24 protein-coding genes and 1 pseudogene are annotated in these 26,304 nt (G+C 72.5%); 13 read left to right on the top strand and 12 right to left on the bottom strand.

Annotated elements, in window-relative coordinates; all coding sequences use genetic code 11:
- On the top strand, nucleotides 1–985 hold a 985-nt coding region (locus tag IPZ69_RS13690), incomplete at its 5' end, for an ATP-binding protein (RefSeq protein ID WP_235454377.1).
- 105 nt (nucleotides 986–1,090) lie between these two features.
- Complete coding sequence (locus IPZ69_RS13695) at nucleotides 1,091–2,047, top strand: helix-turn-helix domain-containing protein (RefSeq protein ID WP_235454378.1); 957 nt, start codon at nucleotides 1,091–1,093, stop codon at nucleotides 2,045–2,047.
- Nucleotides 2,048–2,124: 77 nt separating this feature from the next.
- Here the strand turns inward: IPZ69_RS13695 and IPZ69_RS13700 are convergent, their stop codons facing one another.
- Both IPZ69_RS13700 and IPZ69_RS13705 read right to left on the bottom strand, forming a co-directional pair.
- Nucleotides 2,125–2,673, bottom strand: a complete 549-nt coding sequence (locus IPZ69_RS13700) for a DUF1275 family protein (RefSeq protein ID WP_308407458.1) — start codon at nucleotides 2,671–2,673, stop codon at nucleotides 2,125–2,127.
- A pseudogene (locus tag IPZ69_RS13705) lies at nucleotides 2,670–4,067 on the bottom strand (amidohydrolase); the annotation flags it as partial. The gene IPZ69_RS13700 and the pseudogene IPZ69_RS13705, both read right to left, overlap by 4 nt.
- 253 nt (nucleotides 4,068–4,320) lie before the next feature.
- On the opposite strand from IPZ69_RS13705, the gene IPZ69_RS13710 reads away from it, so the two are divergent.
- From IPZ69_RS13710 to IPZ69_RS13730, 5 genes are all read left to right on the top strand, one after another.
- Nucleotides 4,321–5,292 carry an alpha/beta hydrolase gene (locus IPZ69_RS13710; RefSeq protein ID WP_235454379.1) on the top strand — a complete coding sequence of 324 codons (972 nt, stop codon included), beginning with the start codon at nucleotides 4,321–4,323 and terminating at the stop codon, nucleotides 5,290–5,292.
- 20 nt (nucleotides 5,293–5,312) lie between these two features.
- Nucleotides 5,313–6,032, top strand: coding sequence for an alpha/beta fold hydrolase (locus IPZ69_RS13715; protein ID WP_235454380.1), 720 nt, complete (start codon nucleotides 5,313–5,315; stop codon nucleotides 6,030–6,032).
- Between the two features lie 167 nt (nucleotides 6,033–6,199).
- The gene (locus IPZ69_RS13720; protein WP_235454381.1) at nucleotides 6,200–6,799 is read left to right on the top strand and encodes a sulfite oxidase-like oxidoreductase; all 600 of its coding nucleotides are present in this window, start codon (nucleotides 6,200–6,202) and stop codon (nucleotides 6,797–6,799) included.
- A gap of 2 nt (nucleotides 6,800–6,801) precedes the next feature.
- Entirely contained in the window at nucleotides 6,802–7,518 is a 717-nt protein-coding gene (locus tag IPZ69_RS13725) for a ferredoxin reductase (RefSeq protein ID WP_235454382.1), read from the top strand.
- Nucleotides 7,519–7,537: 19 nt separating this feature from the next.
- Nucleotides 7,538–7,810: a DUF6510 family protein gene (locus IPZ69_RS13730; protein WP_235454383.1), complete on the top strand. Its 273-nt coding sequence runs from the start codon at nucleotides 7,538–7,540 to the stop codon at nucleotides 7,808–7,810.
- On the opposite strand, the gene IPZ69_RS13735 is transcribed toward IPZ69_RS13730, so the two are convergent.
- A complete protein-coding gene (locus tag IPZ69_RS13735) occupies nucleotides 7,807–8,418 on the bottom strand; it encodes a TetR/AcrR family transcriptional regulator (RefSeq protein ID WP_235454384.1) in 612 nt (203 codons plus the stop codon). The genes IPZ69_RS13730 and IPZ69_RS13735 overlap by 4 nt on opposite strands.
- A 105-nt stretch (nucleotides 8,419–8,523) precedes the next feature.
- Between IPZ69_RS13735 and IPZ69_RS13740 the strand changes: the two genes are divergently transcribed.
- The 4 genes from IPZ69_RS13740 to IPZ69_RS13755 all read left to right on the top strand — a co-directional run bounded on the left by IPZ69_RS13740 (nucleotide 8,524) and on the right by IPZ69_RS13755 (nucleotide 12,801).
- Nucleotides 8,524–9,717 (top strand): M20 family metallopeptidase, encoded by a 1,194-nt coding sequence (locus IPZ69_RS13740; RefSeq protein ID WP_235454385.1) that lies wholly within the window; start codon nucleotides 8,524–8,526, stop codon nucleotides 9,715–9,717.
- Complete coding sequence (locus tag IPZ69_RS13745; protein ID WP_235454386.1) at nucleotides 9,714–10,268, top strand: amidohydrolase family protein; 555 nt, start codon at nucleotides 9,714–9,716, stop codon at nucleotides 10,266–10,268. Before IPZ69_RS13740 ends, IPZ69_RS13745 begins: the two co-directional genes overlap by 4 nt.
- Complete coding sequence (locus tag IPZ69_RS13750) at nucleotides 10,157–11,095, top strand: amidohydrolase family protein (protein WP_235454387.1); 939 nt, start codon at nucleotides 10,157–10,159, stop codon at nucleotides 11,093–11,095. The genes IPZ69_RS13745 and IPZ69_RS13750 overlap by 112 nt, the downstream gene beginning before the upstream one ends.
- Nucleotides 11,096–11,217: 122 nt before the next feature.
- On the top strand, nucleotides 11,218–12,801 hold the full coding sequence (locus IPZ69_RS13755) for an FAD-dependent monooxygenase (RefSeq protein WP_235454388.1): 1,584 nt from the start codon (nucleotides 11,218–11,220) through the stop codon (nucleotides 12,799–12,801).
- Here the strand turns inward: IPZ69_RS13755 and IPZ69_RS13760 are convergent.
- Entirely contained in the window at nucleotides 12,782–14,398 is a 1,617-nt protein-coding gene (locus IPZ69_RS13760) for an amidohydrolase (RefSeq protein WP_235454389.1), read from the bottom strand. The genes IPZ69_RS13755 and IPZ69_RS13760 overlap by 20 nt on opposite strands.
- A 196-nt stretch (nucleotides 14,399–14,594) precedes the next feature.
- Between IPZ69_RS13760 and IPZ69_RS13765 the strand changes: the two genes are divergently transcribed.
- Complete coding sequence (locus IPZ69_RS13765; protein ID WP_308407456.1) at nucleotides 14,595–15,560, top strand: Lrp/AsnC family transcriptional regulator; 966 nt, start codon at nucleotides 14,595–14,597, stop codon at nucleotides 15,558–15,560.
- 74 nt (nucleotides 15,561–15,634) lie between these two features.
- On the opposite strand, the gene IPZ69_RS13770 is transcribed toward IPZ69_RS13765, so the two are convergent.
- The gene (locus IPZ69_RS13770) at nucleotides 15,635–16,432 is read right to left on the bottom strand and encodes a carbon-nitrogen family hydrolase (RefSeq protein WP_235454391.1); all 798 of its coding nucleotides are present in this window, start codon (nucleotides 16,430–16,432) and stop codon (nucleotides 15,635–15,637) included.
- A 294-nt stretch (nucleotides 16,433–16,726) separates the two neighbouring features.
- Here IPZ69_RS13770 and IPZ69_RS13775 point away from each other — a divergent pair, with 294 nt between their 5' ends.
- Nucleotides 16,727–17,767 (top strand): Gfo/Idh/MocA family protein, encoded by a 1,041-nt coding sequence (locus IPZ69_RS13775; protein WP_235454392.1) that lies wholly within the window; start codon nucleotides 16,727–16,729, stop codon nucleotides 17,765–17,767.
- A 23-nt stretch (nucleotides 17,768–17,790) separates the two neighbouring features.
- Here IPZ69_RS13775 and IPZ69_RS13780 read toward each other — a convergent pair whose 3' ends face one another.
- The 7 genes from IPZ69_RS13780 to IPZ69_RS13810 form a co-directional block, all read right to left on the bottom strand.
- Nucleotides 17,791–19,674: an ABC transporter ATP-binding protein gene (locus tag IPZ69_RS13780; protein ID WP_235454393.1), complete on the bottom strand. Its 1,884-nt coding sequence runs from the start codon at nucleotides 19,672–19,674 to the stop codon at nucleotides 17,791–17,793.
- Nucleotides 19,671–20,108, bottom strand: coding sequence for a lasso peptide biosynthesis B2 protein (locus tag IPZ69_RS13785; protein ID WP_235454394.1), 438 nt, complete (start codon nucleotides 20,106–20,108; stop codon nucleotides 19,671–19,673). The genes IPZ69_RS13780 and IPZ69_RS13785 overlap by 4 nt, the downstream gene beginning before the upstream one ends.
- The gene (locus IPZ69_RS13790) at nucleotides 20,105–20,359 is read right to left on the bottom strand and encodes a lasso peptide biosynthesis PqqD family chaperone (RefSeq protein WP_235454395.1); all 255 of its coding nucleotides are present in this window, start codon (nucleotides 20,357–20,359) and stop codon (nucleotides 20,105–20,107) included. The genes IPZ69_RS13785 and IPZ69_RS13790 overlap by 4 nt, the downstream gene beginning before the upstream one ends.
- A gap of 37 nt (nucleotides 20,360–20,396) precedes the next feature.
- Nucleotides 20,397–22,247, bottom strand: a complete 1,851-nt coding sequence (locus IPZ69_RS13795; protein WP_235454396.1) for a lasso peptide isopeptide bond-forming cyclase — start codon at nucleotides 22,245–22,247, stop codon at nucleotides 20,397–20,399.
- Between the two features lie 25 nt (nucleotides 22,248–22,272).
- Nucleotides 22,273–22,383 (bottom strand): keywimysin-related RiPP, encoded by a 111-nt coding sequence (locus tag IPZ69_RS13800; RefSeq protein WP_106434143.1) that lies wholly within the window; start codon nucleotides 22,381–22,383, stop codon nucleotides 22,273–22,275.
- Nucleotides 22,384–23,356: 973 nt separating this feature from the next.
- Nucleotides 23,357–24,880 carry an acetaldehyde dehydrogenase ExaC gene (gene exaC / locus IPZ69_RS13805; protein ID WP_235454397.1) on the bottom strand — a complete coding sequence of 508 codons (1,524 nt, stop codon included), beginning with the start codon at nucleotides 24,878–24,880 and terminating at the stop codon, nucleotides 23,357–23,359.
- 94 nt (nucleotides 24,881–24,974) lie between these two features.
- Nucleotides 24,975–26,243, bottom strand: a complete 1,269-nt coding sequence (locus IPZ69_RS13810) for a GAF domain-containing protein (RefSeq protein WP_235454398.1) — start codon at nucleotides 26,241–26,243, stop codon at nucleotides 24,975–24,977.
- Nucleotides 26,244–26,304 lie beyond the last annotated feature (61 nt).

Raw genomic sequence — 26,304 nt, forward strand, 5'->3', positions numbered from 1 at the left:
GCCGGACCTCGCTGTCTTCGCGGGTAGACGGGCCGAGCTGGCCGAGCTGACGGAACTGGCCGGGACGGCCGGGACGATCCTGATCACCGGTATGCCGGGCATCGGGAAGACCGCGCTCGCCGTGCGCTGGGCGCATGCGGCCGCCCCGCGCTTCCCGGACGGCCAACTCCACATCGAGCTGCGGGGCTTCGACCCCGAGGGGCGGCCACCGGCGGCGGTGGACGTCCTGCGCTGCGTGCTCGCCGCCCTCGGCGTACCGCCCGACCGCGTGCCGGACGGCCTGGACGCCCGGACGCGGCTGTACCGCACCCTGCTGGCGAAGCGGCGATTCCTGGTCCTCCTCGACGACGCCGCCGACGCCGAGCAGGTACGTCCGCTGCTGCCCGCGTCGCCGGGCTGCCTGGCGCTGGTCACCAGCCGGGTCCGGCTGCCCGAACTCGTCGCCTCCGGGGCCCGTCCGCTGCGCCTGGACCTGCCCTCCACGGCGGACGCCCTCGCCTCGCTGGCCCTCCGGGTGGGTGCAGAGCGCCTGGCCGCCGAGCCGGGGGCCGCCGACGAACTCGTCGCCCGCAGCGGCCGGCTGCCCCTGGCCCTCGCCGTCGTCGCCGCCCGGGCCGTCGCGCGCCCGGACTTCCCCCTCGCGGCCATCGCCACCGAACTGCGCCACCACGCCGACACCCTCGACGCCTTCGCCTCCGCCGCGGGCTGCGCCGACCCCCGCGTCGCCTTCACCGGCTCCTACCGGCGCCTGTCGCCGCGGGCCGCCGATCTGTTCCGGCTGCTGCCCCGGCACCCCGGCCCCGACCTCACGGTGGCGGGGGCCGCGGCCCTCGCCGGCCTGCCACCGGACGAAGTCGGTCCGGCCCTGCGGGAACTCGCCGACGCCCACCTCGTCACCGAGCACCCACCGGGCCACTACACACTGCACGACCTGCTGCGCGTCCTCGCCGCCGAACTCACCGCGCTCCACGAGGCGGCCCCGTAGCCCGGTGTGACGAGCCGCCCTCACTCATCCGTCACTCTTTTTGCACATGCCCCGACCTACGGTCCGATCAAGCGAGACGACGATCTGTCCCGGAGGCGGCGGAACATGTCCATCAGCAGCACGATCGAGGCCTGCGTCGGCGAGGTCGGCGCCCCGCGCGCACCCCAACACCGGGACGAGGCGCGCCGGATGCCCAGAGGCGTCGACATCGTGATCGACGACACCGCGCCCGCGCGACTTCCCTGGGAGAAGCGGCCGTACACGAAGACGGTCATACCGTCCGCCGTCCGACGGCCGGACCGGCTGGTCGCCCGCGACAGCGGCGAGTACCTCTTCGTCGGCCTGCGCGGGGGCGGCGGCGCGCCGTCCGCCGCACAGCCCGCCGAGGTCCGTCTCGCCCCGGGTGACATCTGCTTCTACGACGTGTGCCGCCCCGCGCTGCTGGACTTCCCCGAGCGGGTCCGCCGCAAGGTGTTCCTCGTCCCGCGCGAGCTGCTCGGCCTGTCGGCGCCCGACGTGGAGCACCTCTCGCGGGCCCCGGTCCCGGGGGCGTCCCGGCTCGGCACCCTGCTGTCGCCGTTCCTGTCCGACCTCGCCGACACCGCCTCGGCGGCCCGGCCCCAGGTCGGTGAGATGCTCGCCTGGAACGCGGTGAACCTCCTGGCCACGCTCGCCACCGAGCAGCTGGGCGCGGCCGGGGCGGGGCAGGACGACACCCCGTCGTCGCCGCTGGTGCCCAGGATCCTGGAGTTCATCGAACTGCACCTGACCGACCCGGAGTTGTCTCCCGAGGTCATCGCCCGCGCGCACCACATCTCCCTGCGCTACCTGCACAAGCTGTTCAAGGACGAACGTACGACGGTCGCCCGGTGGATCCAGCGACGGCGCCTGGAGGAGTGCCGCCGCGACCTGGGCTCGCACGCCCGCGACAACACGACCGTCGCGGCCGTGGCCGCCCGCTGGGGCTTCACCAGCGCCACGCACTTCAGCCGAGTCTTCCGGACCGCCTACGGAATGTCCCCGCGCCAGTGGCGAGAGAGCGCCCGGCCCCGTCCCGAGTAACGCCGTACATGCCTAAGTCCCCCTCGGTGAGGGGGACTTCGACGTGTGTGCGAACCCTTGTGAGCCGTTTCGGACCCTCAGGACCGCGGGCGAATCCACGTGGCCTCGGCACCGGAGAGGCGGTGGACGGTCAGGGACGTCACCGCGAGCAGCAGCAGGACCAGGGACAGTACCGCCACCAGGTGCCCATGGAGCAGGAGCTGAGCCCCCACCAGCGCCCCGAGGAACATGGCCAGGACGGACAGGATCCGGCGGCCGGGCCGCGGTGCGGCGCCTCCGGCCGGGGTGGAGTCCGCGGCCAGTCCCGTCAGGGTCAGCGTCAGCACGGTCGTGGTGAGATCCGGGACGCCGAGCCGCCGGGCGACCGCGTTCTGCAGACCCATGGCCAGCCCGAGGAGCACGATCAGCGTGTACTGCACGCCGGTGCCGACCCGGCCGTCGGCCACCGCGGCGACCACCACCGTGACGGCGACCAGAGCCGTCTGCAGGGCGGTCGCCGTCCGCAGCAGATGCCCGCGGTGCGCCGCGTGCCGGGTGCCGAGCCGGCCGCCCGCCAGCGCCCCGAGCAGGAACGCCGCGAGCGAGACGACGGAGGCGAGCGCGGACAGGCCGTCGGCCCCGGCCAGTGCAGCGCGACCCGCGGGTTGTAGGTGGAGACCCGGGTGGCGTCCGTGCCGGCGGCCACCGCCAGTCCGCGCTCCAGCATGGCCCGGATCGGCGGGGCGTCCGCGGCCGCGCCCGGACCGTACCGACGTAGAAACGCCTCGCCCTGGAAGGACAGACGGTTCTGCACGGACAGCGCCCCGCCGAGCGCGGCGATGCGGTCGAGGCTGTCCGCGGAGACGGTCTCCGCGTGGTCGAACAGCCAGCGGTTCCCTGCCGGGAAGAGCCCCTCGGCGGCGAGCTTCTCGAACACCGCGAGATCACGGCGGATGGTCTCGTCGTAGGTGGCGTGCAGCCGGAAGCCCCAGCCGTTCTCCATGAGCAGCCGTACCGCCTTCTCGAACTCCGCCTCGTAATCGGGCGCCAGTTCCGGACGCGGCTGCGTGAAATTCTCGAAGTCGGCCGCGGCCCAGGTGAGATTCTCACCGGCGCCGTTGAGGCGCAGCCAGGCATCGCCGTCCTCGGGGCGGGCCATTTCGATCCACCGGGTGAGGTCGTCGATTTCCTGGCCGGCCGTCTGCGGGAACAAGTGATAGGCGATGCGCAGCGAGAGCTGTCCGGCGCGCGCCAGTTCCACCACGGTGCTGTAGTTCTCCGGGAAATTCTGGAAACCGCCCGCGGCGTCGATCGCCGAGGTCAGTCCGAACCGGTTGAGTTCCCGCAGGAAATGCCGGGTCGAGGTCTTCCTGTCCTCGCCCTCCAGCACCGGCGCCTTGGCCAGGGTCGAGTACAGCACCAGGGCGCTGGGCGCGGCGAGCAGCATGCCCGTGGGTTCCCCGTCCCGGCCCCGGACGATCTGTCCGCCCTTCGGGTCGGGCGTGTCCCTGGTGTATCCGACGGCCTTGAGCGCCGCCCGGTTGAGCACGGCGGACTGGTACAGGTGCAGGACGAACACCGGGGTGTCGGGCGCGGCGGCGTTCAGCTCGGCGACGGTCGGCAGCCGTCGCTCGGCGAACTGCTCGGCCGACCAGCCGCCGACCACCCGTACCCACTGCCCCTTCGGGGTGCGCGCGGCCTGCTCGCGCAGCATCGCCAGGCCCTGCCGCAGGGTGGGCACACCGTCCCAGCGCAGTTCGAGTACGTAGTTGAGGCCGCCCCGGATCACGTGCAGGTGGGCGTCGTTGAGGCCGGGTACCACCCGTCGGCCGAGCGCGTCGACCACCTTCGTGGCTGGGCCGACGAGCGCGGCCACGTCCTTGTCGTCGCCGACCGCCGTGATGACCCCGTCGCGGACGGCGAGAGCGCCGGCCTGCGGGCGCCGCGGGTCCTGGGTGTGGATCCGCGCATTGCGCACGACGAGTTCGGCGGCGTTGTCCGTGGCCCGGGGAACCAGCCCGCCGACGGGCATTGCTGACACGTTTCTGAACCCCTCCCGAATCGAGTGAATCGAGCCCGGGGGAATGCGCCGGGGTCGTTTCGTCATCAACGTAGGCCAGGGCGAAGGGGAGTTCTGTTCCGTCAGCGCACTCCGTACTTCCCCGCAGCGCACTCGAATTCGGTGCACCGTTGGAACATCGACAGTGCACTCATGGACAGTTCGGGCCCGCCCGCCGGATTTAGCGTGGCCGACGCACGACAACGCACACATCGAGCAACAGCAGGAGACGCACATGTCCGACGCCGTCGAGCCGGTCACGCCGGTTCTGGAACCCGCGGCCGCCGCCTTCGCGGAGGCGACCGCCAATCCGCCCTACCTGTTCGACCTGGCCCCGGCGGAAGGGCGCAAGGCCGTCGACGAGGTGCAGTCCGGCGACATCGAGAAGCCGGCCGTCGACGAGGAGTGGATCACCGTGTCCGGCGGCCCGACCGGCAGCGCCCGGGCCCGGATCGTCAAGCCCGCCGGCGCCACCGGCACCCTCCCGGTGATCTTCTACATCCACGGCGCCGGCTGGGTGTTCGGCAACGCCCACACCCACGACCGGCTGGTGCGCGAACTCGCCGTCGGCGCGCACGCCGCCGTCGTCTTCCCCGAGTACGACCTCTCGCCCGAGGCCCGCTACCCGGTCGCCATCGAGCAGAACTACGCGGTCGCCCGCTGGGTCGTCGAGCAGGGCGCGACCAAGGGCCTGGACGGCAGCCGGATGGCCGTGGCGGGTGACTCGGTGGGCGGCAACATGGCCGCCGCGCTGACCCTGATGGCCAAGGAGCGCGGGGACGTCCCCCTCGTGCAGCAGGTGCTGTTCTACCCGGTCACCGACGCCTCCTTCGACACCGGCTCCTACCACCAGTTCGCCGAGGGCTACTTCCTGCGCCGCGACGGCATGCAGTGGTTCTGGGACCAGTACACGACCGACGAGGCCGAGCGCGCCCAGATCACCGCCTCCCCCCTGCGCGCCACCACCGAGCAGCTCACCGGCCTGCCCCCGGCCCTCGTCATCACGGGTGAGGCCGACGTGCTGCGGGACGAGGGCGAGGCGTACGCCAACAAGCTCCGCGAGGCGGGCGTCGCGGTCACCGCCGTGCGCTACCAGGGCATCATCCACGACTTCGTGATGCTCAACGCGCTGCGTGGGACGCACGCCGCCGAAGCCGCCATCGCCCAGGCCGTCGCCACCCTGCGCGCCGCCCTGCACACCGCCTGAGACCGAGGAGACAACGCGAGATGACCACTTCCGTACCCACCGTCGTCCTCGTCCACGGCGCCTTCGCCGATGCGACCAGCTGGTCCGGCGTGATCGCCGAACTGCAGGCCCACGGCATCCCCGTCATAGCCCCGCCCAACCCGCTGCGCGGCCTCGCCGCCGACGCCGCGTACGTCGCCTCCGTGGCCGCCCAGATCGACGGCCCCGTCGTGCTGGTCGGCCACTCCTACGGCGGCGCGCTGATCACCGTCGCCGGCACCACGGAGAACGTCGTCGGGCTGGTCTACGTGGCCGCCTACGTCCCCGAAGAGGGCGAGAGCCTCGGTGAGCTGCAGGGCCGCTTCCCCGACTCCCCGCTGGTCAGCAACCTGAAGCAGTGGACGTACCCCGTCCCGGGCGCCGACCCCGCCGTCGAGGTCACCATCGCCCAGGACGCCTTCCCGTCGGTCTTCGCCGCCGACGTGTCCGAGGACGTCACGAAGGTCCTGGCCGTCGCGCAGCGCCCGCTGGCCGCCGCGGTCTTCGAGGAGAAGGCCGCCGCGGCCGCCTGGAAGACCAAGCCGTCCTGGGCTCTGGTGGCCGACGCCGACCACGCGATCAACCCCGAGGTGCAGCGCTTCGCCGCCGAGCGGGCCGGGGCGACCGTCGTGGAGATCGAGGGCGCCTCGCACGCGGTCGCCGTCTCCCGGCCCCAGGAGGTCGCCGGCCTGATCCGCGACGCGGTCGGCGCGACGAGCTGACCAAACGGCGCGGCCGACCGCGCGGACGCGTGCCCTGCGGAACGCGTCCGCGCGGCGGCCTCGCGCCGGAGCCCGGAGCTCCGAGTGGTGCGGTGCCTTTCGCCGCCCGACACTGAATGCCGAGCCCCCGCACGTGACGGCGGTGTCCGTGCTCAGGAGATGACGCCGTGAATTCCTTCTCACCAGGCTTTCGGGGCCGCGGTCGCCAACTGGCGCAGCGGCTGCCCCCCGGCCAGTACCCGACCGAGCAGTTTCCGGTGCTGTCGGCGGGCCCGACCCCCAAGGTGGCCACGGAGACCTGGGCCTTCACCATCACCACCGAACTCGGTGCCACGCACAGCTGGACCTGGGACCAGATGATGGCCCTGCCGCAGCAGGAGACGGTCAAGGACATCCACTGCGTGACGCGCTGGTCGAAGTTCGACACCGCGTGGCGGGGCGTGTCCCTGGACGCCTTCTTCGAGGACGTCGAGACGGCCGCCGACCACGCCCTCGTCACCAGCTACGGCGGCTACACCACGAACCTCCCGCTGGCGGACCTCCTCGACGGCCGGTCCTGGATCGCCCACACCTACGACGGCTACCCGCTGTCCCCGGAGCACGGCGGCCCCGCCCGCCTGCTGGTGCCCCACCTGTACTTCTGGAAGTCGGCCAAGTGGGTGCGCGAGGTGCGCCTGACCCTGGAGGACGAGCCCGGATTCTGGGAGAGCGTCGGCTACCACAACTACGGCGACCCGTGGCGCGAGCAGCGCAACTGGGGCGACTGACGATGTCCCTCACCTGGCACCGGGCGCGGCTCGTCGAGCGCCGGCCGCAGACCGACACCGCCCGCACCCTGGTCCTCACCGTGCCGGACTGGCCCGGCCACCTGCCCGGCCAGCACGTCGACGTGCGGCTCACCGCCGACGACGGCTACCAGGCCGTACGCAGCTACTCCCTCGCCGCGCCGACCGACGGCTCCCGGATCGAACTCGGCGTCCAGGCGGTGTCCGACGGCGAGGTCTCGCCCTACCTCGCCGACGTCCTCCCCATCGGCGCGGAGGTGGAGATCCGCGGCCCCCTCGGCAACTGGTTCGTCTGGCGCCCCGGGCAGACCGACCCCGTCCTGCTCGTGGCGGGCGGTTCCGGTGTCGTCCCCCTGGCCGCGATGATCCGCGCCCACCGCGAGGCCCACTCGCGCAGCGCCTTCCACCTGCTGTACTCGGTGCGCACCCCGGACGACGTCTGGTACGGCGACAGCCTCACCGACCACGACCACGACCCCGGCCTCGACGTGGACTTCGTGTACACGCGGCAGGCCCCGTCCGGCAGCGACCGCGCACCCGGCCGGGTCACGGACGCCGACCTGACCGGGCCGGTGTCCCGGCTCCTGCCGGCCAGTCCCGCGTACGTCTGCGGCCCCACGGGCTTCGTCGAGACCGTCGGCGACCTGCTGACCGGCCTCGGACGCGACCCGGCGACCATCCGCACCGAACGCTTCGGCTGACCCACCCTGGGAGGAGCCCATGCCCGACACGGCCGCTCACCTGGACGGCAACTGCCTCGCCGGCCCGCTCTCGGAGATCCTCTCGGTGGAACCCACCACCGCGTGGTGGCGCTGCCCCGAGTGCGCCCGCTCCGGCCCGCTCGCCGAGCTGCACGTCTACGGACCCGAGCCCGGCCTGACCGCCCGCTGCCCCGGCTGCGCGTACATCGCCCTGCGGCTGGTCAGGGAGGAGGGCCACATCTGGCTGACGTTGGGCAGCGGGACGGGAGCGTTCCGCTTTCCTGTCGCCTAGCCCGGCCGCGGCGGGGCCAGCGTCGTCGCCAGCGCGCGCGCCGCAGCCGTCGTACGGTCGCGGTCGCCGGTGGCCACCAGGTCCAGCAGCAGCCCGCGGAAGGCGGCGAGCGTGAGGGTGGCCAGGGCGGGAGCGCGCTCCCGGTCGGTGATCCCGGCGGTGACGAGCTGGTCGCCGATGAGGGCGAGCCAGTCGTGGACGATCCCGTCGAGGAACTCCCGGTAGCGCTCCGGCTCGCGCACCGCGTAGCCGTACGCCTCGAAGAAGAAGCGCCAGTAGCCGGTCTGCTCCGGGGCCGACATGGCGTCCCAGACCGCCTCGATCGCGCGGTTCGGCTCGGCGGCGGCCAGCACCGCCGAGTTCACCTCCAGCACGTGCCGGTCGTGCGCGCGGAAGGCCACGAAGATCTCCGCGACGAGCTCTTCCTTGCTGCCGAAGTAGTACAGCAGCGTCCGGTGGCCGATCCCCAGGGCCGCCGCCAGCGGGCGGATCGACAGACCGTCCAGCCCGTTGTCCATCACATAGGCCATGGCGGCGTCGAGCAGCTCGCGCCGGCGCGGTTCCTGCCGGGCGCGCACGGCTTCCGCCCTCTCCTGTCTGTCGTCCATGAGATGCATCATATCGACCGCTTGAACCGATCGGTTCAAAGGCGGATGGTGTGGGGACCCCCGAGAGTGAACCGATCGGTTCAATGAAAGTTCAAAGGAGTCCCCATGGATCCGAAACAGCGCATCGCCGAGCGGCTCGACGCCGCGCACGCCTCCCTCGTGCGCCTCAGCCACGCCCTGTACGAGCACCCCGAACCGGGCTTCGAGGAGCACAGGGCCTCGGCCTGGCTGGGCGACCTGCTCACCGAGGCGGGCTTCACCGTCGAGCGGGGCGTCTGCGACCTGCCCACCGCCTTCGTCGCGAGCTACGGCTCCGGCCCGCTGCAGGTGGCCTTCGACGCGGAGTACGACTGCCTGCCGGGCATCGGGCACGCCTGCGGACACAACGTCATCGCGGCGACCTCGGCCGGAGCCGCCATCGCCGCCGCCGCGGTCGCCGACGAACTCGGACTCACCGTCAAGGTCATCGGCACCCCGGCCCAGGAGCTGGGCGGGGGCAAGATCCTGATGCTGGAGCGCGGAGCCTTCGACGGCGTGCACGCCCTGCTCATGGCCCACCCCGGACCGCTGGACGTGGCGGAGACCGTCACGCTGGCCATGTCCCACTTCGACGTCGAGTACCGCGGGCGCGAGTCCCACGCGTCGATGTTCCCGGAGAACGGGCTCAACGCGCTGGACGCCCTCACCAGCGCCCAGGTCTCGATCGGACTGCTGCGTCAGCAGATGCGCGCGACCGACCGGGTGCACGGCGTCGTACGCCACGGCGGGGACGCCCCCCATGTCATCCCGCACCACGTCAGCGCCGAGTACATGGTCAGGGCCGCCGACATCGACGAACTCCGCGCCCTGGAGGCCAGGGTGCGCGACTGCTTCGAGGCCGGTGCCCTGGCCACCGGCACCTCCCTGGACCTGCGCCCCTACCACCCGCCGTACGCCGAACAGCGCCAGGACGCCGAACTGCTCGCCCTCTACAAGGCGAACGCCATCGCCGTCGGCCGCACCTTCCCCGACCTCGACCCGGCACTGGTCCGACGGGCCGCGGGCGCCAGCGACTTCGGCAACGTCTCCCACGTCATCCCGGCGATACAGCCGAGCCTGGGCCTGGACTCCTTCCCGGCCGTCCCGCACCAGGCCGACTTCGCCGCGCACACCGTCACGCCCGTCGCCGACCGGGCCGTCCGGGAGGGCGCCGCGGCCCTGGCCGGCACGGCGGTCGACGCGGCGCTCGTCCCGGAGCTCCGCGCCCGGCTGACCGCCAACTCCTTCAGCTCCGCCGCGGCACGGGAGGCCGCCCGGTGAACCCGCCCGACTCGCTCACCGGCCCGTTCACCCTGCCGGACGTCACCCTCGTCCAGCCCGCCGAGTCCGCCACCCCGCACCGCGAGCTGCATGTGCGCGGCGACCGCATCGCCACCGCCGACCAGGGCGGGGGCAGGGTCCTGGACCAGTACCGCGGCGCCTACGTCGTACCGGGGCTCGTGGACATGCACACCCACCTGCCCCCGCGCAGCCCGCTCCACCTCACCGAATCCGTCCTGCTGCTCCACATCGCCCACGGAGTCACCACCGTCCGGGACGCGGGCGACGCCGACGGCAGCTCGGGCGCCGCCGCGCGGGACGCGATCGAACGAGGCCACCCCGGACCGCGCCTGTCGACCGCCGGGTCCTTCGTCACCCGCGGCCGGACGCGCTGGCCCAACAGCGTGCAGATGGCGGGCCCGGCCAGGCCGCCGAGATCGTGGCGCGGGCGGCCGACGCCGGGCATCGCTGGATCAAGTCGTACGAGGGTCTCGACACCGCCGACATCGCCGCCCTGGTGTCCGCGGCCGAGCGGCGCGGCCTGGGAGTGATGGGCCATGTGCCGACCTCCCTGCGCCACGAGCAGTCGCTGCTCCCCGATGCCCAGCACCTCTTCGGCGTCGCCGACCCCGGCGACCTCGGCGCGGACACCGTGCTGTGCCGGTCCACCGACTGGCAGGGCGTCACCGACCGGCGCCTGGCGGAGGTCGTCCGGCACAGCCTCGCCCACGGCCTGGCCCACACCCCGACCCTGGTCGCCACCGAGGCCCTGCTCGGCTACCGGGACTACGAGTCGGCCCGGCGCGCCGCGCGGACCGGCGTGCTGCCCCCGCTGTACGCGGACCGGCTCTGGCACCCGCGGCGCGGCTTCCCGGTGTACCGGGGCATCGACGACGAGGCCCGGCTCGACCGCGTCGCGCACAGCCTCCGCCTCAAACTGCGCCTGGTCGGGCTCCTGCACGATGCGGGCGTGACCCTGCACATCGGTACCGACAGCCAGCCGTTCACCGTCCCCGGGCAGGCCCTCCACGCCGAGATGAGGCTGTTCGCGCGGGCCGGCGTCCCCGCCCCGGAGGTGTGGCGCACGGCGACCAGTGGTGCCGGGCGGGTCCTGGGCCCCGGCCTCGGCGAGCCGGCGCTCGGCACGCTCGCCCCAGGCGCGCCCGCCGACCTGCTCCTCTACGACACCGATCCCACCGCGCGGACCGATCCCTCGGAGGGCCTGAAGGCCGTCGTCACACGCGGGCGCCTCTACACCCGCCAGGATCTGGACGCCGCCCTCGACGCCGACCGGCGCCGACTGCGCAGGCCGCTGCCGACGCTGCTGGGGCGGATCGGTTCGGCGCGGGTGCTGAGAACGACCGACTTCTCCTTCTGACCGCGGCAGTCACCTGCGCACATTCGGGTGCACCCACAAGCGCGGACAGTGCGGCCGGCGGCCGGCTTGGGAAGACTGACGTCAGGGCCGGCCCCACGGACGGCCGTACCGAGGAGCTCGTCATGGCCCCAGCACCCGACCCGTCCGTGGCCCAGGCCGAGGCGGACGTGCTGATCGTCGGCGGTGGGCCGGTCGGGCTCACCGCCCGAGCGCTGCTGGAGCGCTGGGGCGTACGCGTCCTGCTGGTCGAGAAGCACCGCGCGTTGTCACCGTTTCCACGGTCCCGGCTGGTCAACGTGCGGTCGATGGAGATCTACCGCCAGCTCGGACTCGCCGCCGGGATCGCGGCCAAGGCGTTCGCGCCGAAGTACGGCCGCATCCGCTTCCGCGACACCCTGTACGACCGTGACTTCGCCACTGCGGCGATGGTCGCGGTCGACGCGCCGGTGCCCGAGAGTCCGGTGATCGGCGTGGTCACCTCGCAGGACCGGCTGGAACCCGCTCTGCTCGCCGCGGCGGACGCGCCCGCGCGGTTCGGCGTCGAACTCGCCGACCTGGCCGAGGACGCCGACGGCGTCGTGGCCCGGCTCGTCGACCACCACAGCGGTGACGAGACCCGCGTCCGTGCCCGGTACGTCCTCGCCGCCGACGGCGCGAACTCCACCGTCCGCCGGCTGCTCGGGATCGACACCGTCGGCCCAGGAGCGCTGGGGGACTTCACCACCGTCGTGTTCGACGCCGACCTCACCGGCTGGTGCGAGCGGCAGCCCGCCGGGATCTACTTCACCGCGCACGGCTCCTTCGCCCCGGTCCATCCCGAGGGAGACTGGGCCTGGTTCGGGCCCACACCCGACGATGCCGCGCACACCGACTGGTCCGCCCTCGTCTCGCGCGCCCTCGGCCCCGGCGCCGACGTACGAGCGAAGGTGGTGCGGGCCCAGCACTGGGTGATGAACGCGTCGGTCGCCGAACGCTTCCGCCAGGGCCGGATCCTGCTGGCCGGCGACGCCGCGCACGCGGTCCCCATCATCGGTGGCCTGGGCATGAACGCAGGCCTCGCCGACGTGCACAACCTGTGCTGGAAACTGGCGGGCGTTCTCCAAGGGTGGGCCGGACCGGGCCTGTTGGAGACCTACGAGGCGGAACGACGCCCCGTCGCCCACCGGACCCTGCACCAAGCGGTGGCCAACACCCACCTCATGGTCCAGGTGCTGAACCGGCGCCACGAGCAGTTGCGGAACGGCGAGGCCGCACCGGCCCGGGTCGAACTGCCCTGGTCGGAGCGGTACTTCGCCCAACTCGGCCTCGTGCTCGGCGTCACCTACCGCTCCGCCGCCGTCCTCACCGGCCACACCACCCCGCCCGAGCCGTCCGGCGACGGCACGGACTACGTCCCCAGCGCGGAACCCGGACATCGCATGCCCCACCTCTGGCTCACCCGCGACCGCTCCACACTCGACGCCCTCGGCGAATGGTTCACCCTGCTCACCCCGGACCCCGTCCACTGGGGCCAACACACCACCGTGGGACGGCCCTTGCGCATCGAGCCCCTCCCCGCCGAGCACACCGACCTCTGCGGACTCGGCCCGCGCGGAGCACTGCTCGTCCGCCCCGACGGCCACATCGCCGCCCGCTGGCCCGACCCCCCACCGGCCGACGCCCCTCTCCGGGACGCCCTGGCCGCGCTCACCGGCCGACAGGCGTGACGAGGCGGCCGCCGACGAACGTGTGGGTGGGGTCGAGGTCCCGCAGGAGGTCGCTCGGGCAGTCGGCGGGGTCCCGGTCCCAGACGGTGAGGTCGGCGAAGCGGCCGGGAGTGAGCGTGCCGCGCAGATGTTCCTCGCCGAGCAGGCGGGCGGCCTGGGTGGTGTGCAGGGCGAGGGCTTCGTCGTAGGTGATGGCGTGCTCGGGGCCCTTGACGCCGATGACGGTCTGCCGGGTAGTCATGCCCCAGAGGGACCGCGTGGCGCCGAACTGGCCGACGGGGAAGTCGGATCCGGCGCTGACCTGCGCGTCCTGGTCGAGCCAGCCCCGGGCGGGGAAGAGCGCGGCGACGCGTTCCGGGCCCCAGAAGCCCTCTTCCACCTCGGCGGTGTCGTGCAGCAGCGGCTGCTGGATGGTGACGGGGATACCCAGGGCGACCGCGCGGGCGCGCTGTTCGGGACCGGCCAGGCCGCCGTGCTCCATCACCAGCGTGCCGGCGGGCAGCCCGGGATTGCGGGCGAGGACACGTTCGTAGACGTCGAGGAGGACGCGGACCGCTCGGTCGCCGTAGGCGTGCGTGCCGACCCGCCAGCCGCGCCGCACCACGGCCTCGACCGCCTCGACCAGCGCGTCGGGCTCCCAGATCAACGTCCCGGAGTAGGAGTGGTCACAGGCGTACGGCTCCTCGGTGGCACCGGCCTCCAGCCCGCCGTCCAGGCCGAACTTCACCCCCCACACCCACAGCCCTGGATCCGAGCCGTGGCGCCACTCCTCCATGACGTCGAGCAGGTCCTCCACCTGGGCCGCGCCGGTCATGCCGAGCGCTGAGATCAGGGTCCGCACCCGGGTGTGCAGCGCTCCCGCCTCGCGGGCGGCGAGGAGTACGCGGTAGTCCTCGGGGGTGACCGCGCAGTCCCGTACGGTGCCGATGCCGGTTGCGGCGTACCGGCCGCTGGCCAGGCGCAGTCCGTCGATGCGTCGGCTCCGGTCCTGGGCCGGGACCAGCCGCTCCACCAGGCCCAGGGCGTTGTCGATCAGCCGGCCGTTGAGCCTGCCGTCCGCGTCGCGGCCGATGACACCGCCCGGCGGTACGGGGGTGTCCTCGGTGATGCCCGCCAGGCGCAGCGCGTAGGTGTTGACGACGTCGTTGTGGCCGCCGCGCTTGACCAGGACCGGGTGACGGTCGGTGGCCCGGTCGAGTTCGGCGGCGGTGGGCATCCGCCGCTCGGCCAGGTTGAGTTCCTGCCAGTTGGTGGTGGTGCGGATCCACTCACCCTCCGGCGTGCTCGCGGCCCGTCGCCGGATCAGGTCCAGGAACTCGGCGATGGTGCGGGCCCGGTGGACGGGAACGTCGTGCGCGCCGAACGCGGCGTGGATCAGGTGGGTGTGGGTGTCGTCGAACGCGGGCAGCACCGTGGCGCCGGGCAGGTCGTGGACCGTGGTGCGCGCGCTCACCATGTGGTCGAGACCCTCCGGGTCGGGCGAGACGGCCGCGACGCGGTCGCCGCGCACGGCCAGCGCCCGCTGCGGGGCCTGGCCCGGCACCAGCGTGTGCACCGCGGCGGCCCGGATCAGCAGGTCGGCTCCGTGATCAGTCATGGTCTTCTCCACCACCATCTGGAAGTCGTCGTTCGGAGCGGGGCAGCGGTCGCGGGTGGCCGGGTCCGCGCTCGGCGGACGGCTGGCCCGCCGCGTCCACTGACCGAACCGTTGTACGAGCCGTCGGCCGATTCGCGGATATTCGGCGGCGGTCGGCGCAGGAAGCGTGCCAAGACAGCGGCCTATCATGCAGATCATGCGCCAGGCACTCGATGACACGGAACGCCGGATCGCTGCCGCCCTCCTCGCCTCGCCACGCGCCTCCTGGCGTGACGTGGCCCGCTGCCTCGGTCTGTCCGAGCGCACCGTCGTACGCCGTGCCGCACCGCTGTACGCCGACGGCACCCTGCGCGCGACGATCGTCCGCAACCCGGCGCGCTTCCCGCACCTGATCCCCATCGCCCTGCGCGTCCGCTGCCGCCCCAACAAGATCCGGCAGGTCGCCCACGCACTGGCACGCCGCACCGACACAGTCTGGGTCGACATCCTCGGCGGCGGCGACGAGATCTCCTCGGTCTTCTTCCTCGACGGTCCCGAAGCCCGCAACACCCTGCTGCTGCGCGACCTGCCCGCCACCGACGCCGTGGGCTCCTGGACGGCCCACACCCTGCTGCGCGTCTTCCCCACGGCGTTCCGCTGGACCGCGGGCCTGCTCTCACCGGAGGAACTGGCCGAGCTCGACCCCGCCCCGACACCGCCGACGGCGCCTCCCGCGCCCCTCGGCATCGACACCGCGCTGATCACGGCACTCACCGAGGACGGCCGGGCCACCTACACGGACCTCGCCCGCCGCGCCGACACCACCGCGCTCACCGCCCGCCGACGACTCGACGCACTCGTGCGCGGCCACGTCCTGCGCCTGGCGACCGAGGTCGACCTCGCGCTCCTCGGCGCGCACGCCGAGGCCCTGCTGTGGATCGCCGTGCGACCGGGCGCACTGCGCGAGACCGCACAGACCCTCAGCTTCCACCCGCAGGTCCGGTTCTGCGCCGCCACCACGGGCCCCGCCAACCTCGTCGTCGCCCTCGCCGCGACGGACCTCGACGCCCTGTACACCTTCCTCACCGACGCCGTGGGCCCGCTGGAGGGGATCACCGCGATCGACACCACCCCGCTCCTGGCGACCGTCAAACGCACCGGCCTGATCCGCCACTCCTCATGATCCGAATGATCCGAGGAGAAGGTCCTGCCGGTCCCGGGAACCGCCGACCAGCCGGCCTCGGCGAAGGCGAGACCTCACCGTCTCGCGGGTGCCTCGATGCCGAGGACGCGGTCGCGCAGGACCGGGAGTTCCGAGCGGATCCGGGCGACCTGGGCCATGTCGCAGTCCACGGTCACGGTCTCCTCCGCGGTACGGGCCTCGCCGAGGACGGTTCCCCACGGGTCGACGGCCACGCTGTGGCCGCCCTGCCGCATGCCTCCATGGGTACCCACCGCGCAACAGGCCAGGAGGAAGACCTGTTCCTCCAGGGCCCTCGTGCGCGTGAGCAGCCGCCAGTGGCCGAGACGGGCCGCGGGCCAGGCGGCGGGCACCGCGATCAGCTCCGCGCCCGCGTCGAGCAGACCCCGGAAGAGCTCGGGGAAGCGCAGGTCGTAGCAGACGGCGAGGCCCATCACACCGAAGTCGGTGGGCACGGTGACGATGTCGTGGCCGCCGCCCATCAACGTCGCCTCGCCGGTGTCGAAACCGTACCGGTGGATCTTGCGGTAGCGACCGCGCAGCTCGCCCGCCCGGTCGAAGAGCAGAGCGGTGTTGTACAGAGTCCCGTCCGCGTCCCGCTCCACGATCGACCCGGCATGAAGCCATGCCCCGGCCTCACGGGCAGCGGCGGACATGACCTCGGCAGTGGGGCCGTCGACTCCTTCGGCGTCGTGTTCCCAGCGGTCGTACGACCAGGCACCGGCCGTCCACAGCTCCGGCAGGACCACCAGATCGTCGCCCGCCCGGTCGCGGACCAGTTTCGCCGCCCTGCGCCGACGGTCGTCGGCGGACTCCGACCCGTCCACGGAGAGCTGGATCAGCGAGGCTCGCATGGCTGTCACCTCCAGGACCGTCACTGCACGGTCCAAGGGAATCCCCGTTCCCTACGAGCGTAGGGAGACTCCCGCACATCGCGCGTCCCGGCGGGGAAGGGCCTCGGCCGGCCGGCCGGCGCGCCATGCGGCAGAGACACGTATCAAGATGACGCCGGTCTCGGTGTGCCCCGTACACCCTGCGGCCCGGCGACCGGATGGAGATCTCCTTCCGGAACAAGATCTTCGACATCGACAAGTAGCGGTCCCGGGCCGCCCCGCAGGCGGGGACATGGCGCTGGCACACTGATCGCCATGTCCACGAGCCTCAGGGTCGGGCTGCTCGGAGCAGCCGCCATCGCACCGAGCGCACTGATCCGGCCCGCGCGGCAGGTACCGCGCGTCACCGTGACCGCGGTCGCGGCTCGCGACCGCACACGCGCCGAGAAATTCGCGCGCCGACACGAAGTCCCCGTCGTACACGGCAGTTACGACGCGCTGCTCGCCGACCCACAGGTGGACGCCGTCTACGTGCCCCTGCCGAACGGGCTGCACGCCGAGTGGACGCTGAAGGCTCTCGAAGCCGGTAAACACGTACTGTGCGAGAAGCCCTTCACCTCCAATCGCGCCGAGGCCGAGCACGTCGCGGACGCAGCCGACGCGGCCTTCGCACGCAGCGGCCTGGTGGTGATGGAGGCCTTCCACTACCGTCACCACCCGCTCGCCGCGCGGATGCGGCAGCTCGTGGACAGCGGCGAACTCGGCACGCTGCGCCACGTGGAGGCCGACGTGTGCTTCCCGCTGCCTCGTTTCGGCGACATCCGCTACGACTACGCACTGGCGGGCGGCGCGACGATGGACGCCGGCTGCTACGCGGTGCACGTCACCCGGCTGCTCGCCGGCGGCGATCCGGCGGTGACGGCGGCACGGATGCGGACACTGCGCAAGGACCCCCGCATCGACCGCGCGATGTCTGCTGAACTCGCGTTCCCGGAAGGGGTGACCGGACGCGTCCGCGCGTCCATGTGGTCGCGCCGCGTGCTGTCGATCCGCGCCCGCGCGGTCGGTACGGACGGCGAACTGGACGTGACCAACTTCGTGATGCCCCAGCTCTACCACCGCTTGACGATCCGCACGCCGCGGGAAGCGGGAGGCCGCGTGGTACGGCGCGAACACGTGCCCCGAACCCCGTCGAGCTACGCCTGCCAACTGTCGGCATTCGCCGCGGCGATCCTGGACGGCGCCCCGGTCCTCACCTCGGCCAGGGACGCCGTGGCGACGATGACCGTCCTCGACGAGATCTACCGCGCCTGCGACCTGCCACTCCGCGGCGCGACCCGGGACCGAGGGAACTGACGGACACGGCGTAACGGAACGCTTCAACCGTCCGTCCGCCCTCGCTTGCCGATCCCCGGCTCCCCGCCCGCCCGGAGCATCTGGCTCGCGGCCAGCTCGCGATAGAGCGCACTGCTGACCAGTAACTCCTCGTGGCGTCCGCCGACGGCCGTGCGGCCGTCCTGGAGCACCACGATGTGGTCGGCGTGCTGCACGGTGGACAGACGGTGGGCGATGACCAGCAGGGCGCACTCCTGGGCGACATCCTTCATGACGGTGGTGAGCGCCGATTCGTTGATCGCGTCGAGGTGGGAGGTGGGCTCGTCCAGCAGGAGCAGCGAGGGGCGGGCCAGCAACGCGCGGGCGAGGGCGACGCGTTGACGTTCGCCGCCGGAGAGGTTGCTGCCACGTTCACCGATGACAGCGGCCAGGCCCCCGGGCAACCGGTCGACGACCTCTTCGAGCCGGGCCAGTTCGACGACGCGCCGGATCTCCGTCTCCGTGGCTTCGGGCACGGCGTAGGTGATGTTGTCGCGCAAGGTGCCGTGGACGACATGGGTGTTCTGGTCGACCACGGCGATGCCTCGACGGCAGGCGCCACGGGTGAGTTCGGTCGCGGGCCGCCCATCGAAGAGCAAGGTGCCCGCATCCGGCTCGTAGAACCTCGCCACCAGGGCGAACACCGTGCTCTTGCCGGCGCCGGACCGGCCCACCAGGGCCACGTGTCCGCGATGCGGGACAGCGAACGAAACACCGCGGAGGACCGGCCGCTCCGGGACGTAGCCGAAGTGGACGTCGCGCAGCGCGAGGACGGGTTGTCCGCGGGTGCCGGACGGCCCGGTCGGCCGCAGTGCGGGTGTGCGGTCCTTCGGGATCTGGGGTGCGGTGGGCTCCACGGGAAGGCGGAGAGCCTCGTCGATGCGCTGGTAGGCGCCCATCCCGCGTTGGACGAGGCCCACGGCGCGGAAGACGGAGGACAGCGGCAGGACGAGGTACGAGGCGTACAGCAGGAACGCGACGAGGTCACCGAGGGAGCCGGCACGACCGCCTACACGCAGGCCGCCGACGACCAGGACGATGAGGAATGAGCCTTGGACGGCGAGTTCGACGGCGGAACTCATCACGGAGGCGAGCTTCGCGGTGCGCACCCCCGCGCCGTAGGCCGCATCCACACGGGTGCCGATGCCGGCCGCCTCCCGCTCCTCGGCGCGGTGCACGCGGACCATCGGCAGGGCGCCCAGGGCGCGTTCCATATCGGCGGCGACGGCACCGACCGAGCCCTGCATGTGTTCGGACGCGTTCCTGATGCCCGTGAGCAGCGAAGCGACCACCACGGCCGCCGCTGCCACAGTCATGGCGACCAGGAGCAGAAGCAGAAGGTCCAGCCACGCCATGAGGGCGATCGCCCCGGCGGCGACCAGACTTCCCGTCACGAGATCGACCAGGGCCTGCGAGACGACCTCCCGCAGCAAAGTGGTGTCGGCCGTCACCCTGGAGATGAGGTCGCCGCCCCGGTGGCGGTCGTATTCCCTCATCTCCAGCCGTAGCAGCCGACCCACCAGCCCGTGGCGGAGTTGCCGTACGACGCCTTCGCCCATCCGTTCCAGAAGGAAGCGTCCTGCGGCCCCCGTCGCCGCCTCGACGACGAAGAGCGTGCCCAGGAGTACCAGCAGCGGCCAGATCACCTGTCCGCGGCCGCTCGCGTCCACGACCTGCTTGGCGACGAGCGGCTGGGCCAGTCCCAGGGCGGAGCCCACGAGGGTCAGTACGCTGGCGACGGCGATGGCGCTCCGATGCCCGGCGGTGAGCCGGTACATCGTGGCCACCGCCGCCAGGGTGGACTTGTCGGCTCCGGCTCCGGCTCCGGCTTCGGCTTCGGCTTCGGCGACCGCGGCCCGGCCGCCGTGCGGGACCGTCGCTCCGGTCATCGGTCACTAGGCCGTGGCAGCGGGTCGACGGCCACCAGCCGGGCGAAGTAGCCCTGCGGGACTCCCTCGCCGACGGGACGGCCTTCAGCCTCGATCCAGGCGTGCGCGGTGAAGGGCGGGGTGACCCGTACACCGGTGCACCAGGTCGGCCAAGTTCCGCCGAGTCGGCACAGCAGTGCCGCTCCCAGGGAGCGCGGCAGGCACCCCTTCGGTCCGGCGCAGCGCAGGCTGGCGGCGCACATGGCGTCGCGTGCGTTCTGGGCCTGCGCGGTGCTCGCGGGCGCGGCGCCGCGCCGCAGGACGCCGAGCACGGCGCGGATGTGGCGGGGCGGCAGCAGGGCGAAGGCGACGGCGGGGAGCAGGACGAGGCGGGCGGCGAGGCGTCGGGCCAGGGGCACATCGGTGGGCCGCTCCAGCGCGCTGGGCGTCGTCATGAGGCGAGCCCCGAGTCGCGCAGCTCCCGTACGAGCGTCTCGACGTCCTGAAGGGCCTGCGCCTGGTCGATGTCGAACTCCTGGACCAGGGCGGCGGCCGCGTCCGCCTCCTCGCCGCCGTCCAGCAGCGTCCGCACCGCCAAGGTGGCCGTCGGGTTCAACTCCCAATAGGCACCGGCCTGTTCGTCCAGCAGTACCGTGCCGTAGTCGGTCTCGGCCGTGGAGACGTTGGCGCCGAACCGCAGGGGCATGTGAGGGCCTTTCTGACGTGTTTGACAGGGGACGCGGTCAGGGTTGTGGGACACGGGTCCGGCCGTGGGCACGTCCGCGCAGCCACACCTCCGCGGCGATCGTGGAGTAGAGGATGGCGTCGGAGAGCCCTGGGGAGGCCGGCCGCCGGGCGAGCCGACGCAGCTCGGCGCCGTCCACCAGGCCCAGCTCCGCCAGCCGTGAGTCCTCCCACAGGGCCAGCAGGTCGGCGCGGTGTTCACGCAGTCCATTGGAGGCGTCCATGGAGGCCGTGGCCTTGTTACTGCGCCGCAGGCACTCCTCGGGCACGATCCCGCGCATCGCGGCGCTCAGGACGGGCTTGTACCGCCAGGGCGTGACACGCTCGCTCGGGCGTACGGCGAGAAACGCCTCGATGACGCGGTCGTCGAGGAAGGGAGAGGCCATCGGCAGGCCGACGCGGGCCGCCATCCGGTCCCACTGCCGGATGATGCGGGTGCACGAGCGGATCTGCTCCAGGTCGGTGTGGAGTCCACGGTCCGGATGCAGTGGAGAGGCCGTCGCCGCAGCATCGAGCAGTGCCCGGTGGGCCATCCGCTCGGCCTCGGGAGTCACCCAGTCGAACAGGCGCGGGGCCATGCTCCAGCCGAGACCCGTTGCGACGGACGGGGGCAACGGGCCACGTAGGTCACCGGCGGCGTCGGCGAGCCACTTCCCGTACGGCCGGAAGTCGGCGAGAGCGCGGAGTGTGCCGCCGAGCGGCCATTGCCACAGCGCCCGGAACCCGCGCAACTGGCCCAGGGCGAAAAGCGGTCGGGTGCGCAGCAGCCGGTGGTAGTACGCCTCGGAGCACCATGCCACGTGGTCGCCGCCGATGCCGGTCAGATGCAACCGGCTGCCGCGTGCGGCGAGTCCGGGCAGGTGGTGCAGGACGCGGGAGCGGTCCATGACGCCGATGGTGGGTTCGTCGAGGAGGTCGTCGATGCCGAGCAGGTCCTCGTAGACCAGTGGCGAGGCGTCGGCGTCCCAGACCACGTGCTCGACGTCCGGCAGGTACCCCATCGCCCGCTCGGCCCAGGTCAGGTCGGTGTCCGCCGGATCCCGTCCCGGCCACGTGCTGGCCACCACGCGGGCGGGGGAGCGGTCGGCCAGGAAGCAGATGGAGGTGGAGTCCAGGCCCCCGGACAGGTCGCAGCTCAGCACGCCGCCCTGACGGGTACGCGCGCCGACGGCCTCCTCCAGTGCCGTCCGGATCAGGGGCGCCGCTTCGGCAAGCGGCAGGACCGGCTCCGGCGGCGTCCACCACCGAGTGTGCCGTACGGTGCGTCCGTCCGCGGCGACGACCAAGGCGGCCTGCGGAGGAACGGCGGTGACCGCACGCCACATTGATGTCTCGAACAGCGGGTACGGGGCGGGCCACAGCAGCCTGACGGCCAGTTCCTCCACGTCGGGGTCCAGCCCCAGGACGGTGGCCAGCGTGTCGGCGCGGGTCGCGGCCACTCGCACGCCGTCGATCTCCGCGTGGAAGACGAGTCGCAGTCCGGAGGCGGTGCCCTGCACCCTGATCTGTCCGTCGAGGGCGCCGACGAGGTGGAAACTGCCCGGGAGGGATCGGGACAGTGCGTCGAGTTCCGCGAGATCACGCAACCGTGCGGCCCGGCGTCGCAGTTCGTCGGCGTCGATCGGGCAGCAGCCGACGACGGCGAGGGAGGCGCCGCCGGCGCGCGCCGTGACGACCTCGTCGTCGTGCCAGTGGCCGACCAGCCAGGGCCGGCCCGACGCATGCGCGAGGGTCCGGCTTCCGGGGCGGGCGAAGGAGCGGGCCGCGGCGGCCGCGTCCGCACGGTCCGTGAAGACCGTGAAGTGCGCGTCGCCGGGGCCCGTCCCCGCACTCTCGTGCAGTTCAGTCATGACGTCGGTCGATGACCGGCGATCGTCAGTTCTTGCTCAGGATCAGCCGGTCGTTGCCGTGGCGCCCCAGGAGCCCCGTCTCCTTCCGGAACGTACCGAGCCGGACGAGCGTCGGCGCTTCATAGGCCTTCTTCATGACTACTCCTCACGTGCAGGTTTGCCACCCATCTCCTGACCGACGGCCCACGGGACTGGCCGATGTGCTGTCGGTCGGCCCAGGGCTCATCGGGAACCCGGGCCAGGAAACGGGCGCAGCAATAGCTAGCTGCTGAGTGTGAGATCAAGGCAAGAGGCCTCGCGAAGCTCGGATAATATGCAGAATTCGAACCCCCTGGGTTGTGCACCCGCTCTCGTTTTGGTCGTTGCCGGCGCGGCATTGTCGTGTGACCGGGGTGCACACATGCTCGAATGAGCGTTTTGACGTGCGTTTCGGCAGTTGCTCGCCGCACCTGCCAGGTCGCGTCCGACGGCCGCCACAGGTGGGCGCCGCCGGGGCGCGCGCCATGCCCTCGACGTGCTCCCCTTCGCGTCGCTCCACGCCGAACCGTTCACCAGAGATCTCACCGGCGGACCGCGTGCAGGCGACTGGTTCGGGTTTCCGCATCCACGATTCCCCGGCTCGGCAGAGAATCTTGGGCCGGTAAAGCACCCGAACCACAGGTCGGAGCTGAGATGCCGGGGAGAACATCCAGGCTGGGGCGTGGTTCGATTCGCCGATCGGATGTGCGCCGAGGAGGGCGCCTGACGGGCATCTGCCCTCTTCAGACGCCCTTTGCCGCGCCGGGAGGAAGCCCGGGTGGCGCGCCCGCTGCACGACCACCACGGCCGACGTCGCGCGGAACTGCGCGATCGACGACGACCTGCTCGCTGACAACCTGCGCCTGCCCGACGGGCGTATGGAACCCTGCTTCTGCGGCCTGTCCGAGGGCCCGCACGGTTCGGCGAGGTCGAGGCGCGGGCCCTGCGGCGGCAGACCGCCGAAGCCGCCGCATGAGCCGGCGCAGCCGTCGACTACGCCTGCCGCCGTCCCTCGCGCCGGACCTCGGCGCTGCGCGGGAGCCGGGCCGCCCGGTGGTTGATCCTCGTGCCGGGCGGCCGTGTTGTTCGTTCTAGAAGAAGCCGAGCTTCTTGGGGGAGTAGCTACAAAGAATGTTCTTCGTCTGCTGGTAGTGCTCCAGCATCATCTTGTGCGTCTCGCGGCCGATACCGGACTGCTTGTAGCCGCCGAACGCCGCGTGCGCGGGGTACGCGTGGTAGCAGTTGGTCCAGACGCGGCCCGCCTGGATGGCCCGGCCCGCGCGGTACGCGGTGTTGATGTCCCGGGTCCACACGCCGGCGCCGAGGCCGTACAGCGTGTCGTTGGCGATCTTGATGGCGTCGTCGAAGTCGTCGAAGGAGGCCACCGAGACGACCGGGCCGAAGATCTCCTCCTGGAAGATCCGCATGCGGTTGTCGCCCTCGAAGATGGTCGGCTGGACGTAGTAGCCGCCCTTCAGCTCGCCGTCGTGCTCGATACGTTCACCACCCGTGAGGATCTTGGCGCCCTCCTGGCGGCCGACGTCGAAGTAGGAGAGGATCTTCTCCAGCTGGTCGTTGGAGGCCTGGGCGCCGATCATCGTGTCGGTGTCGAGGGGGTGCCCCGGCTTGATCAGACGGGTGCGGGCGACCGCCGCTTCGAGGAACTCGGCGTAGTTGCCGCGCTGGACCAGGGCCCGGGACGGGCAGGTGCAGACCTCGCCCTGGTTGAGCGCGAACATCGTGAAGCCTTCGAGCGCCTTGTCGCGGAAGTCGTCGTCGTGCGCCCAGACGTCGTCGAAGAAGATGTTGGGCGACTTGCCGCCGAGCTCCAGCGTGACCGGCTTGATGTTCTCCGAGGCGTACTGCATGATCAGCCGCCCGGTCGTGGTCTCACCGGTGAACGCGACCTTCGCCACCCGGGGGCTGGACGCGAGCGGCTTGCCCGCCTCCACGCCGAAGCCGTTGACGATGTTCACCACGCCCGGCGGCAGCAGGTCCGCGATCAGGCTCATCCAGTAGTGGATCGACGCCGGGGTCTGCTCGGCCGGCTTGATGACGACCGCGTTGCCCGCGGCGAGGGCGGGCGCCAGCTTCCATGTCGCCATCAGGATGGGGAAGTTCCACGGGATGATCTGGGCCACGACACCGAGCGGCTCGTGGAAGTGGTACGCCACCGTGTCGTCGTCGACCTCGCCGAGCGACCCCTCCTGCGCGCGGATCGCCCCGGCGAAGTACCGGAAGTGGTCGATCGCCAGCGGGATGTCGGCCGCCAGGGTCTCGCGCACCGGCTTGCCGTTCTCCCAGCTCTCCGCGACCGCCAGGGGTTCGAGGTAGGCCTCCATCCGGTCAGCGATCTTCAGGAGGATGTCGGAGCGCTCGGTCACCGACGTCCGGCCCCAGCCGGGAGCTGCCGCGTGCGCCGCGTCGAGCGCCCGCTCCACGTCCTCCGCGGTACCCCGCGCGACCTCGGTGAACGGCTGCCCGTTCACCGGCGACGGGTTCTCGAAGTACTGCCCGCGGGCCGGCGGCACGTACTCGCCGCCGATGAAGTGGTCGTAACGCGCCTGGTAGGAGACGATCGCGCCCTCGGTGCCGGGCGCCGCGTAACGGGTCATGCTGGTCTGCCTCCTTCAGCGGGCTGCCCGCCGTTGGGCAGCTCCCGCCGGGGAGGGTAGGAAGGCGGACGTTGCAACCACGTTGCGCCGCGGGTCAGCGAGGCGTCCGGCGCGCGGGCGCCGCCAGCTCCGCTTCCAGCGCCGCCAGGTGCGCTCCTACCGGCGCCGTCGGCCGCACCGCCGCGAGGGCCCGCCACACCTGCAGATCGTCCTCGCCCCAGCGCGCGTGCGCCCAGTCCGCCAGCAGGTCGGGATCGCGACAGGCGATCAGGGCCGCACGCAGCCCGTCGGCGAGGAGCTGCCTGAGCCGCACCACCGCCGGTGCCTGCGAGCCGGGCAGCAGCGGACCGGTGTACGCCGCCGACGCCGCGGAGATCGCACCCGCCTCCAGACGCCGCTCCACGACGGCGACGTCGGACTCGACCGGGGCCGTCAGCCGGTACGGCCTTGACGCGAGCAGCCCCGGCCCGAGGATCCTGCGCAGCCTGGCCAGCTCGGCGCGCAGGGTCACCGGCGTCACCGACTCGTCCTCGTACAGCGCGCACAGCAGCTCGTCGCCGGTCAGACCCTCCGGGTGACGGGCCAGCAGCACCAGGAGCTCGCTGTGCCGGCGGCTGAGCCTGACCGTCCGCCCGTCCAGCAGGAGCAGGGCCTCGTCCCGGCCCAGTGCGGTCAGGGCGGGCGTGCCGACGGCGGGCGGCGGCGGGGCGAGCAGCGCCAGCTGCGACTCCGCCGCGCGCGCCACGGCCTGGACGAAGCCCAGGCTGTGCGGGTGTGCGAGTCCGTCGCCACCGGTGATGTCGACGGCGCCGAGCACCCGGCCGGTGCGTGGATCGTGCACCGGCGCGGCCGCACACGTCCACGGCTGCACCCGGCGGATGAAGTGCTCCGCCGCGAAGACCTGCACCGGCCGGTCGACGGCCACCGCCGTGCCGGGCGCGTTCGTCCCGACCGAGGTCTCCGCCCAGCGCGCGCCCGGCACGAAGTTCATCCGGTCCGCCTTCCGCCGGGTCGACGGATGGCCCTCGACCCACAGCAGCCTGCCGTGCGCGTCGCACACGGCGAGCAGATGCTCGCCGTCGGCGGCGAACGAGCCCAGCAGCTCCCGGAACAGCGGCATCACCCGGGCCAGCGGATGCTCCGCGCGGTAGGCGCCGAGATCCCCGTCCGCGAGCTCCACGCTCGCGGTGCAGTCCGGCCCCACGCCCGCCCGCGCGGAACGCCGCCACGAGTCCGCCACCACCGACCGCACCGGACGCGGCACGACACCGGCGGTGGTGAACGTCTCGTGTGCTCGGCGCAGCGCACGGACGCGCTCGGCAGGGTCGGCCCCCGGCTCCAGGGCCACCCACGGATCGGTCAACACGGCCTCCCCGGAAGACGATGTGGCTGGGGACATCGTCACTCGGGGTGTTCGCGCCGAC

The organism is Streptomyces olivochromogenes (assembly GCF_021538895.1).
Lineage (GTDB): Bacteria > Actinomycetota > Actinomycetes > Streptomycetales > Streptomycetaceae > Streptomyces > Streptomyces olivochromogenes_A.

Coding starts and splice junctions, on each gene's coding strand:
- IPZ69_RS13695 (WP_235454378.1), top strand. CDS start 1,091: ATGTCCATCAGCAGCACGATCGAGGCCTGCGTCGGCGAGGTCGGCGCC.
- IPZ69_RS13710 (WP_235454379.1), top strand. CDS start 4,321: ATGTCCGACGCCGTCGAGCCGGTCACGCCGGTTCTGGAACCCGCGGCC.
- IPZ69_RS13715 (WP_235454380.1), top strand. CDS start 5,313: ATGACCACTTCCGTACCCACCGTCGTCCTCGTCCACGGCGCCTTCGCC.
- IPZ69_RS13725 (WP_235454382.1), top strand. CDS start 6,802: ATGTCCCTCACCTGGCACCGGGCGCGGCTCGTCGAGCGCCGGCCGCAG.
- IPZ69_RS13730 (WP_235454383.1), top strand. CDS start 7,538: ATGCCCGACACGGCCGCTCACCTGGACGGCAACTGCCTCGCCGGCCCG.
- IPZ69_RS13735 (WP_235454384.1), bottom strand. CDS start 8,418: ATGGACGACAGACAGGAGAGGGCGGAAGCCGTGCGCGCCCGGCAGGAA.
- IPZ69_RS13740 (WP_235454385.1), top strand. CDS start 8,524: ATGGATCCGAAACAGCGCATCGCCGAGCGGCTCGACGCCGCGCACGCC.
- IPZ69_RS13755 (WP_235454388.1), top strand. CDS start 11,218: ATGGCCCCAGCACCCGACCCGTCCGTGGCCCAGGCCGAGGCGGACGTG.
- IPZ69_RS13760 (WP_235454389.1), bottom strand. CDS start 14,398: ATGACTGATCACGGAGCCGACCTGCTGATCCGGGCCGCCGCGGTGCAC.
- IPZ69_RS13765 (WP_308407456.1), top strand. CDS start 14,595: ATGCGCCAGGCACTCGATGACACGGAACGCCGGATCGCTGCCGCCCTC.
- IPZ69_RS13770 (WP_235454391.1), bottom strand. CDS start 16,432: ATGCGAGCCTCGCTGATCCAGCTCTCCGTGGACGGGTCGGAGTCCGCC.
- IPZ69_RS13775 (WP_235454392.1), top strand. CDS start 16,727: ATGTCCACGAGCCTCAGGGTCGGGCTGCTCGGAGCAGCCGCCATCGCA.
- IPZ69_RS13780 (WP_235454393.1), bottom strand. CDS start 19,674: ATGACCGGAGCGACGGTCCCGCACGGCGGCCGGGCCGCGGTCGCCGAA.
- IPZ69_RS13785 (WP_235454394.1), bottom strand. CDS start 20,108: ATGACGACGCCCAGCGCGCTGGAGCGGCCCACCGATGTGCCCCTGGCC.
- IPZ69_RS13790 (WP_235454395.1), bottom strand. CDS start 20,359: ATGCCCCTGCGGTTCGGCGCCAACGTCTCCACGGCCGAGACCGACTAC.
- IPZ69_RS13795 (WP_235454396.1), bottom strand. CDS start 22,247: ATGACTGAACTGCACGAGAGTGCGGGGACGGGCCCCGGCGACGCGCAC.
- IPZ69_RS13800 (WP_106434143.1), bottom strand. CDS start 22,383: ATGAAGAAGGCCTATGAAGCGCCGACGCTCGTCCGGCTCGGTACGTTC.
- exaC (WP_235454397.1), bottom strand. CDS start 24,880: ATGACCCGTTACGCGGCGCCCGGCACCGAGGGCGCGATCGTCTCCTAC.